The sequence below is a fragment of the Maritalea sp. genome, from assembly GCF_047634455.1.
Taxonomy (GTDB): Bacteria; Pseudomonadota; Alphaproteobacteria; order Rhizobiales; family Devosiaceae; genus Maritalea.
This window is the reverse complement of record NZ_JBLIAI010000079.1, coordinates 1-10,051: the sequence shown is the minus strand read 5'-3', so window position 1 is coordinate 10,051 and position 10,051 is coordinate 1. Positions and strand designations below refer to the sequence as shown.

General features: G+C 48.8%; 9 protein-coding genes, 1 tRNA gene and 1 pseudogene. 4 read left to right on the top strand and 7 right to left on the bottom strand.

Features of this window, described 5'->3' with window-relative positions:
* Positions 1-612 (bottom strand): trigger factor (gene tig, locus ACJAZW_RS14115; RefSeq protein WP_415159208.1); only part of this gene is annotated, 612 nt, incomplete at its 3' end.
* Between the two features lie 61 nt (positions 613-673).
* Positions 674-758, bottom strand: a tRNA-Leu gene (locus tag ACJAZW_RS14110).
* Positions 759-1,100: 342 nt separating this feature from the next.
* On the opposite strand from ACJAZW_RS14110, the gene ACJAZW_RS14105 reads away from it, so the two are divergent.
* Complete coding sequence (locus tag ACJAZW_RS14105) at positions 1,101-1,439, top strand: P-II family nitrogen regulator (RefSeq protein ID WP_415159206.1); 339 nt, start codon at positions 1,101-1,103, stop codon at positions 1,437-1,439.
* Between the two features lie 44 nt (positions 1,440-1,483).
* Positions 1,484-2,893: a type I glutamate--ammonia ligase gene (gene glnA / locus ACJAZW_RS14100; RefSeq protein WP_415159204.1), complete on the top strand. Its 1,410-nt coding sequence runs from the start codon at positions 1,484-1,486 to the stop codon at positions 2,891-2,893.
* A 136-nt stretch (positions 2,894-3,029) separates the two neighbouring features.
* Here the strand turns inward: glnA and ACJAZW_RS14095 are convergent, their stop codons facing one another.
* Entirely contained in the window at positions 3,030-3,974 is a 945-nt protein-coding gene (locus ACJAZW_RS14095) for an alpha/beta fold hydrolase (protein ID WP_415159202.1), read from the bottom strand.
* Between the two features lie 184 nt (positions 3,975-4,158).
* Between ACJAZW_RS14095 and ACJAZW_RS14090 the strand changes: the two genes are divergently transcribed.
* Complete coding sequence (locus ACJAZW_RS14090) at positions 4,159-4,878, top strand: helix-turn-helix transcriptional regulator (protein ID WP_415159200.1); 720 nt, start codon at positions 4,159-4,161, stop codon at positions 4,876-4,878.
* Between the two features lie 100 nt (positions 4,879-4,978).
* On the opposite strand, the gene ACJAZW_RS14085 is transcribed toward ACJAZW_RS14090, so the two are convergent.
* The 4 genes from ACJAZW_RS14085 to ACJAZW_RS14070 form a co-directional block, all read right to left on the bottom strand.
* The gene (locus ACJAZW_RS14085) at positions 4,979-5,887 is read right to left on the bottom strand and encodes a hypothetical protein (RefSeq protein ID WP_415159198.1); all 909 of its coding nucleotides are present in this window, start codon (positions 5,885-5,887) and stop codon (positions 4,979-4,981) included.
* Positions 5,888-5,965: 78 nt separating this feature from the next.
* Positions 5,966-6,364 carry a hypothetical protein gene (locus ACJAZW_RS14080; protein ID WP_415159196.1) on the bottom strand — a complete coding sequence of 133 codons (399 nt, stop codon included), beginning with the start codon at positions 6,362-6,364 and terminating at the stop codon, positions 5,966-5,968.
* 74 nt (positions 6,365-6,438) lie between these two features.
* The gene (locus ACJAZW_RS14075; RefSeq protein WP_415159194.1) at positions 6,439-6,864 is read right to left on the bottom strand and encodes a MarR family winged helix-turn-helix transcriptional regulator; all 426 of its coding nucleotides are present in this window, start codon (positions 6,862-6,864) and stop codon (positions 6,439-6,441) included.
* A 686-nt stretch (positions 6,865-7,550) separates the two neighbouring features.
* Entirely contained in the window at positions 7,551-9,071 is a 1,521-nt protein-coding gene (locus ACJAZW_RS14070; protein WP_415159192.1) for an ATP-binding cassette domain-containing protein, read from the bottom strand.
* A gap of 746 nt (positions 9,072-9,817) precedes the next feature.
* Between ACJAZW_RS14070 and ACJAZW_RS14065 the strand changes: the two are divergent.
* Positions 9,818-10,051: pseudogene (locus ACJAZW_RS14065) on the top strand (DNA topoisomerase IV subunit B); the annotation flags it as partial.

The following is a 10,051-nucleotide window of genomic DNA, read 5'->3' as shown; positions in this document are numbered from 1 at the left end:
AAATTGGTTTGAACCAATGACCAAAGGTGAACCTTCAGATGCGCCGCCTTCAAAAGGCTCGCCATCAACTTTACCCAAGAATTTTAGATTGACACGATCACCTTCAACAGCAGCCTCGCCTTCAGCTTTCGCTTCATACGGACGGTTCTGCTCAATGATTGCATCAAACTGCTGCTGAACATCGTCTTCTGCAACTTCAACAACAGGGCGTTCGATTTTGATCTTTTTGAAATCGCCCAATTTCACTTCAGGCAAAACTTCATATGACATTGTGAATTCAAGGTCAGCTTCACCCTCAAACACTTTTGTCAAAATTGTTTCGTCTTCAGGAAGCACGATTTCTGGCTGCATTGCAGCTTTTTCTTTGCGCTCTTCCAATGTTGATTGCACACCAACATTAATCGCGTCTTGCATGACGTCGCCCATAACAGAGCGGCCATATGTTTTTTTCATGTGCGCAAATGGAACTTTGCCCGGACGGAACCCTTTAAGATTCACAGTGCCTTTGAGCTCATTCAACTTGTCATCAAGTTTTTGGCTAAGCTCAGATGCCGGAATGCGCATTTCCAATGTACGCTTGAGCCCTTCATTGAGGGTTTCATTGACCTGCATTAGGAAATTCCCGTCTTTATATATCTATAATTCGATCGATCGAAATGTCTGCTGCGGAAAATGGTGCGGGTGGAGGGACTTGAACCCCCACGCCGTGAAGCACTAGAACCTAAATCTAGCGTGTCTACCAATTTCACCACACCCGCCAATAATCCACAGCGACGAAGTCGGCGCTGGGTCTAACCCAAACTCTGCGAACAGTCAAAGCCCTTTTTCTAACTTTTTACAAAAACCTTTGAAAGGGCATTTCTTTTCACCTGCCCTGTGCAAATACCGGGCATCATTTTCGCTCGTTCAGTGCTGTGCACAAAAATTAAACATTGTGCACAAATTTTATGCACACAAAATGGAAAAACTGTGCCTCCAACTTCAGCACCAAAGCGATAACCCTTTATTAACACTGCATTTTCACTGGTTGGGTAAAACTGGCATACAACCTGCATCATAGATGGGCAGACGCAAGACCAGGTCCTTCGGAGTAAAGATCAGTGAAAAAAATTGAAGCCATCGTAAAGCCGTTCAAACTGGACGAAGTCAAAGAAGCACTTCAAGAAGCTGGCTTTCAAGGCATTACTGTTACCGAGGTAAAAGGCTTTGGTCGCCAAAAGGGCCACACAGAGCTTTATCGCGGTGCAGAATATGTTGTGGACTTTCTCCCGAAAGTGAAAATCGAAATTGTCGTGTCAGACCACACAGTCGACAAGGCCGTTGAAGCCATCCGCGATGCCGCCCAAACCGGACGCATTGGTGACGGGAAGATTTTTGTCTCCACAATTGACCAAGCAATTCGCATTCGGACCGGTGAAACCGGCGACGATGCAGTTTAATCCAAACAACACAAACAAGCATACCTTTTAAGCGGGATACAAATATGACTACTGTGAACGACGTTCTCAAAAGAATCGAAGACGAAGACGTAAAATTCGTAGACCTTCGCTTCACCGACCCTCGTGGCAAACTACATCACATGACAATGGACATATCTGTTGTCGATGAAGATATGTTTGAAGATGGTGTGATGTTTGACGGCTCGTCAATTGCTGGCTGGAAAGCCATCAATGAGAGCGATATGGTGATGATGCCAGACCTTGATACGGTTCACATGGACCCGTTTTTTGGTCAAACAACAATGGTCATCAACTGCGACACATTGGAGCCAGGCACCTTTGAAGCGTACAACCGCGATCCGCGTATGACTGCACGCAAAGCCGAAGCCTATGTGAAATCCTCTGGCATTGGTGACACAGTCGTTGTTGGTCCTGAGCCTGAATTTTTCATGTTCGATGACGTACGCTACAGCACAGAACCATATAATACTGGCTTTGCCCTTGATCACACCGAATTGCCTTCAAACACCAACTCTATGTACGAAGCTGGCAATATGGGCCATCACATTGGCACAACAGCCGGTTACGTTCCAGTTCCCCCAGTCGACAGCGCGCAGGACATTCGATCTGAAATGCTTTCCGTTTTGAAAGAAATGGGCGTGACGGTTGAAAAGCATCACCACGAAGTGGCATCCGCTCAGCACGAACTCGGCATTAAGTACGACACATTGACCCGCATTGCGGACCAAGTTCAAACATACAAATATGGCGTTCAGCAAACCGCTCACGCCTATGGCAAAACCGCAACTTTCATGCCAAAGCCTGTATTTGGCGACAATGGCTCGGGCATGCATTGTCACCTTTCCATCTGGAAAGACGGCAAGCCAAACTTCGCTGGCGATGGCTATGCGGGATTATCCGAGCAAGCGTTGCACTTTATCGGCGGCATCATCAAACACGCCAAAGCAACAAACGCCTTCACCAACCCTGCAACCAACTCTTACAAGCGTTTGGTGCCTGGTTATGAAGCGCCGGTTTTGTTGGCCTATTCCGCGCGTAACCGCTCAGCATCCTGCCGTATTCCGTTTGGTGCGTCACCGGCTTCAAAACGTGTTGAAGTGCGTTACCCAGACCCACTTGCCAACCCATATTTGGCGTTCTCAGCATTGTTGATGGCCGGTCTTGACGGCATCAAGAACAAAATCAACCCAGGCGAACCTATGGACAAAGATCTGTATGAATTGCCTGCCGAAGAATTGAAAGAAATCCCAACGGTTGCTACGTCACTTCGCGAGGCTCTTGAAGCTTTGGACACAGACCGAGAATTCCTAAAAGCAGGTGGTGTGTTCGACGACGACCAGATCGATTCTTACATTGCACTTAAGATGGAAGAAGTTGAGCGTTTCGAAATGGCGCCTCACCCAGTCGAGTTCGACATGTACTATTCTGCATAGGATCCCTCCTATCCCCTAGGTAGCAATACCTATACCTTAGGGCGCCTTCGGGCGCCCTCTTTTTGTTCAAATGAGGCATCACAGAGCCGCCAACTTAAGGGAACCATTTCGTTCCTTTATTGTCGGCTTTTGTCTGCTAAGCGGCACCCTGTTGGTCCAGCCAAGTCAATATCGCTTGGTTTGTTTCTTGTGGCCTTTCTTGCTGGATCCAGTGACCGCAATCCAAAGTAACCACATCTACATTGGGCACGAAATCTGCTAGATTCTCTGACTTTGCGACAAGATCCCGGTCGCCATATATCATGAGCGCAGGCTGTTGAATAATTGGGTTCACACCCGCCAATAAGTGCCAGTTGCGATCAAGGTTTCTGTACCAGTTGATACTGCCTGTGAACCCGGATATTTTGAAGGCGGAGATGAAAACAGCTAGGTCACTGTCACTCATAACGGGCTCACCCAAGGGTGTGTCCGCTTTGGCGAGATTGATCATCATCATACCTGGTGCGGGTGGCGTGAGAGGCACATTCTTGCGGAACATATTGCGCAGGAACTGGGAGGTGTTTTCGTCCAGTACGGCGTCCGCGACGCCAGGCTGTCGATTAAAGTGAACAAAATAGAAGTCGCCGCCAAAGAACTGTTCCATCATCTCGATCCAGGGAATTTCTCCGCGCGCTTGGTACGGCAACGCCAGGTTTATAACTTTATCGACCCGGTCTGGATGCAATAAGGTCAGCCCCCAAACGACCGCTGCGCCCCAATCATGACCAACAAAGGTGGCCTTTTCGTATTCGTAATGATCAAGAAGCGCGATCAGATCACCTGACAAATGTTCAATATCATAGTCTGTAACGTCGCACGGGCGAGATGAATTGCCATAACCGCGCTGGTTGGGAACGATAACATGGTAGCCCGCAGCAACGAGAGCTGGCACCTGATAACGCCACGAAAAAGCGTGCTCCGGCCAGCCGTGGCACAGGACAATTGGTTTCCCTGCATTTTCTCGGCCTGCTTCAAAGACTTCGAGTTCAATGCCGTTAACTGAAATAAGTGTGGGTTTGGGAAAATCGGTTGGATTAGACATAGCAGTTCCTGTTTTTCTCTTTTAGGTGATCTGGCGACGCCAACTATTTCGGTGGCGCTCTTTCCAGCCCCAAGGGTTTGCGGATGTACGCTGCAAGTTCCAAATCTGCTTGCTCACGCGGCCAGCTATTGTCTAAAACGTAATGGTGCCAAATACTGGCACTATTAAATGGTAGATATACGAAATGAATATTCGCCTTAGACAAGACGCCATCGCGCGCTACCTTCGCCGCAACGGCACGTCGACAATCGCTGACTTGGCTGAGGAAGTTGGCGCGTCCCGACGCACAGTGTTGCGTGACATTGGCGCGCTACGCGATGAGGGCTTTGTCATTCATGCCGAACCTGGGCGCGGGGGCGGCCTGCAACTTGATCCACAATCGGTTCAGACCACAGCACGGCTGTCGGTCGCCGAGGTGTTTGCGCTTCTTATCAGCGTTGCATCGATGCGGGCGGCGGGAAATTTGCCTTTTTCGAGTCTGGCGGATGCTGGACTTGCCAAAATCGAGAAAGCCTTGCCATCCGACAAGATACGCGACCTGCGCCGGTTTCTGGATTGCTTGTATGTCGGCAAACTGTCACCGCAAGTTGACATATCAAATATGGGCGCGATGGACCCGGAACTGCTGCCTGCATTTGAGACAGCTTTTCTGCAACGGCTGCACCTGCGTTTCCAGTACCATGATGCAAAAGGGGCCGTAACCAGCCGAATTGTTGAGCCGCAAGCTATGCTGATCTTACCACCTTTATGGTATTTGGTGGCCTGGGATCCTGCACGCAAAGACTTCCGACATTTTAGAATGGACCGGATCAGCAAACCCGAATGCATTCAAGATACAACATTTCGGCGGCGACATGTGATATTCGAGGATGGTGTCTCCCCAATGCGCGATTTACCAGGCTGACCGTATATATCTATCAGAAATCTGAGCTTTAAGCCCCTCACAGACTGCCCAAATCACTGCGAGGCGCTTAAACAAATTCCCCGCCCAGCTGGTTGCCTAATTAAGCATGTCCAACGGGTGAAACAGGCATTTTTGAAAGCTCTTCGAATTTGGCCGCCGAATTCATCGCAACTTCACGCGACAGTCCGGCATAGTTGAGCACGTCATTGGTCAAATAACCAAAGCGCGACATTTGCCGTGCATGAACCTCAAGCAGCGCGCGCACGTGATCTTTTGACATTGCATTTTTCCACGCGTCGGCTTGCGGTTTTTTACCTGCCATTTTGTGCACCACCAACGCCGCGTCCGCAGCTGCTGCGATTTGTTTTTCATCGACAGGCATTTTGAAATGTTTTGCGATACGGCCAAGTTGCCCATATGGATCAACCGCAATATCCTCGAACCGCACAACCAAGTCGCCTTCAACATTTGCGCTGGTCCAACTCGCGACATTTTGCGACCAAGACCCCCAAGGCTCTAACGCATGAGTGTCAGATGTGGGCTGGCGGTACTCGCTGGTCGCCAGCAGTTTAAGTGCTGTAACCACGTCCTTCTTACCGGCCATGGCAAATATTGGCGCCAGCATAAGTGGGTTGCGGATCAGATAGACAGAGCCAACTGAAACGCCAAAATTGATGCTGGGCACACCGTAAAACTCACCACGTGCCGCGTGGGTTTTGACCACGGGGATACCCGGATAGGTTTGTGAAATATACGCGTGAATTTGCGGCCGCGCTGCCGCAATCTCTTCTTCGCTCAATTCACGAGGATGTTGACCCATCACCGTTTCATAAAAATGGGATTGCACATCCCACGGCAAATCACGATCCAGCAACTCAATCGCTGGTTTGTCTTGCGGGCGATAACCGAAATCTTTTGCCAAATGTTGTAAAAACGTGCGGACCAATTGGTCTCCACTATGTGGGTAAGATGCAATCCAAAAGAGCGGCGTGGCGGGTTTTTGCGACATGTGGCATTCCTAACAACTTTACTTTGTGCCCTATTTAAGGTGCAAAGTGCCGCCGGGCAACCCGCCTGCACCCAATCTTTAACGCTTCTCTTCTTTTGCCATGCTTTGCATGAATTCATCGCGCATTTGGTGCGCTTTCATTGCAGGCAGTCCAACAGCTTTGATGCTAATGATCATAACCAGAACCAACATCGCCACCGCCAATGCGTCCAACACCCAAGCAAGCGGCGCACCGATTACCCCCAGATAAGCTGGCATCTCAGCCAACACCGGTAAAAACCAAAGTCCTGTAAGGCCGTGCAATACCAGTGCAATCCAGAACCCCGCGCAATAGGGGCACTTCCAATCATAATATAATGTGCGCAATGGCCCAGGCAGTGCATCAATCACACGCATAAACAATGTGCCCCACTCCGGCATTTTTTCCCAAAACAGGATATGGATCGCCGCAGCAATCAAAACAATCTCAAAATTCATTACATTCTCCATTAGTTAGCCTGACTGACTTACATGGCCGAACTGAAGCGTGAATGCCCCAGTTTCAGATTGTGTTAGCTTGAAAGTGTGTTTAGAGCGTCCGTTAACTGCGTCAAATCACCAGAGGAAAACCGGCTCTCAAGTGCTTGCGCAACACCGTCATAAATTTGCTGCCCTGCGCTCACCATTTCATTGCCCTTTGCGGTCAGCAAAATGTGCTGCGCCCGCGCATCAAATCGGCATGGCACGCGAAAAACCAATTCGCGCTCTTCAAGTTTAAGCACCATTGCGCTCGCCGAAGCTTTTCGAACACCCATTTCAGCAACCACGTCTTGCAGATGCTGCCCGTGATCATCTTTGTCAGTTTTTTCCGTTTCTTGAGCTTCGATTGCCCGCAGATACTCAAACTCACTATAGCTCAACCCCAATGCCGCCGCCCTGCTCGACCATTCACGGTTCGCCAAGCGGTGCATTTCTTCAATAAACCTAGCCAATTTCATCAAAATTTACCTTAGGGTTTGTAATCATTTCGGTGCAAAGCCGTACCCGATGTCGAAGACAAGGGCATTGTTCGGAAGAACAATTGCTACATTCGCAAACGGCACCTGCCATCAATCTTATGCAGAAGACGACCTCCAAAACCACTAATCGCATAACTCAACATTGTAAAGTCAGTCTTCCTTACTACCTTTTGTGGAGGAAGGCAACACTTTGTTGCGGCCTTGATATTAAAAGTTCACCAAAACGGAACTTTCAACAATAAGATCAAACTTGTAACGGCCCTGTATCCAGAATGCCACGAATGTCGTCCATCGAAATGTTCAAGTCAGCAGACTACTCAACTATCATTGGGACAAGGTACCGACGGGGCGCCAATGTTGTCGTGAGGCGAAAACGCCCCTCCTCTGTCAGTAAATGCTGCAAGTCCACGCGGCTCATACTGATCTGAATTCCGCAACGCCGACAGCCTACCGCTCCCCAAACATCCCCCATCAATTGCCGATGGCTATACAGTCAGTTTCCAAGCTACCTAAGAGAAATGGCAACCATTCATTTTTCGACGCGCTTGACTTATATCCGCGCACCCTCACCAAACTCACGCTTCAAATGTGCACGCATTGCGTCCTCAAAGGATTGTGGCAAAAAAAATTGGCTCATCAATATGTGCCTTCAATATGGCTTTAAACTAACTCGTCATTCGCTCAAAAAATGGTTCAGGCGAACTTACTTCAATCAACCGCTTGCGCTTTTTTTCAATCTCAAAATATCGTGTTCCCACGGACCGAGCAAACTGGCGGTCATGCGAAACAATAATCGCTGTAGCCCCCTTTTCAATAATTTCACTCTCCAACATTTCACGCCCCGGAATGTCCACATGGTTCGTTGGTTCGTCTAACAAATAAAAGTTTGGCTCTATCAATCTCAGGCTCAACAATGCCAGACGTGATCGCTGCCCATATGACAGTTGGCCGATCGGTTTTGACTGTTTTTCAAACTCGAAGCCAATGTTGGCAAGCAGTGAACGGCATTGCGTATTGCCTACCCCTTTATGTTGCAAAATGAAACTTTCTGGGCTTTCATCAACCGGCAATTGGGAGATTTCTTGGTCCGCATAACCAAGGACTGTAGATGGCGTCACCCAGATACCCGGTTCTGCATCCACTTTAAAGAAAGCGCGGTGTATTTTTTTGATGAGCTGAGTTTTGCCTGCACCATTTTCTGCCAACACAACTATCCGGTCCCCGGCATGTATCAGCACTTTTTCGATAACAAACAGCTTTTCGCCATTCGGCGCGGACACGGTGACATCTTCGAACGACAGAATGACTTTTGCGTGAGTGCCGCGATTGGTCAGCGTAATATCGCCGTGCTTTTCCTTGTGCAGATCCTTGAGATTGTCTTCAATGTCACTGGCACGCTTTCGCAATTGCTTGGCTTTGGTTTGCAGCAAGTCCGAACCACTATTCAGCCCGACATTGTTCAATTTAGCCGCCTGATCGCGCAATTGCTTGGCTTGCTTTTGCTCTTTGACCAAAACCTTCTCAGCCGCTACATCCTCCTGTTCTATTGCAATCCGCGCTTGAGAATAAGGCAGCGAGAAAAAGCGAGAAATACCTGGCCGCAAAAATAAACTGCGATTGGTGCAATTATCCAAAAATGCACGGTCATGGCTGGCCACAATCATCGGCACTTGAACGGATGCCTGCTTGATCCACGTCTCCAGTTGTAAAATTTTAGCCAGGTCCAAATGGTTGGTTGGCTCATCCAGCAACAAAATGTCCGGCTCAGTCAGCCAAACCCGTGCAATCATGATCAAGCGCCGCCACCCGCCGCTCAATGTGCGTAGGGTTGAATGATATTGGTCTTCCGGCAGTTGAAACTCGGCCAACGCCACGTCAACGCGCCAGCTCTCATAGTCCCGTTGTTCCGCGGTTAAAGCCGATGCGACAAACGCATAAACGGTTTGATCAAGATAATCTTCTTCGATTTCTTGTTCCACATAACCAACACGCGCACCACGCGAGAACACGATCTGTCCGGCGCTGGGTTCGTCTTGACCTGCTAAAAAACGCAGCAAAGTGGTTTTGCCACGACCGTTCGCGGCGATTAAGCCAACGCTCTCGCCATTAGAAACTGAAAGGCTTAGATTTTTGAAAAGTTCCGTTTGCGCGATTGCGCTGACATTATTGAGTTGAATAGAAGCCATTTTATTGCCCTTGTCGGCAAAAAGCCGAATAGTCACGCTGCAATTGCAGCCCATTTGGGCAGACCAATAGTAATGTTAAGAAAAATCCGAACCCTAACCGGTCAGCCCTACACGATTTAACAAACGTGGAGGGCAGAACGCGGGCCAAACCATAATAAGCAAATGCGATGCGCCATATTCATCTTGCTCTCCCCCGCGTAAAAATTCACTGACTTCGGGGCAAGCTAACGCAGCAAGTCAAATATGGCAAGTTGGGCAACAACCCACATCGCTACACTAAGACAAAGACCCCAACAAAGGTCCATAAAAGGAAACTACGCGATATTGGTAAGCGGGCAAGCCGGTACGCAAAACTATCAAATCCGACTTGCGCCAACCAATAAAAAATCGCCTCAGCCGGGCGGTCCGATACGCTGACCTTTGCTTTGGCGACCATATACGGGAACTCCATACTCTCAAACCGTATGACAACAGTTCTACCACCACCTTGTTAAAAAAGTGCTGACGGCTCAGTTAGATTTTGTCAATAAATTCCGTCGCTTAACGACACACATGATAATGTTTTGTTTAGAAAGATGAATCCCATCATCGAACAAATGAGGCGCATAGCACAGGCTTCAAACCTGCCGTAAAGCGCCTGAAAGCCTAGGGAAAACTACCAATCGCAGTTTGAAATCATCATCAACAAATGGTGCTATTGTGGTAAACGAAATTCACACATTGATTCGAATTCAGTAAGGCGCGGCATGGACAACGGTGATGATCTTTTCGGAAAATTTGGCGATGAACCGTCAAAAAAGAAAAGCGAGCCAAATTTGGTGCCTGCCGCAGCGTCAAAACCTGCTGCCGCAAAGCCAATTATCCGAGCTGCGCCCAAATCTTCATCAAACGATGGCAGTTCGTACACCGCTGACGACATTGAAGTCTTAGAGGGCTTGGAACCTGTGCGCCGTCGTCCCGGCATGTATATTGGTGGCACA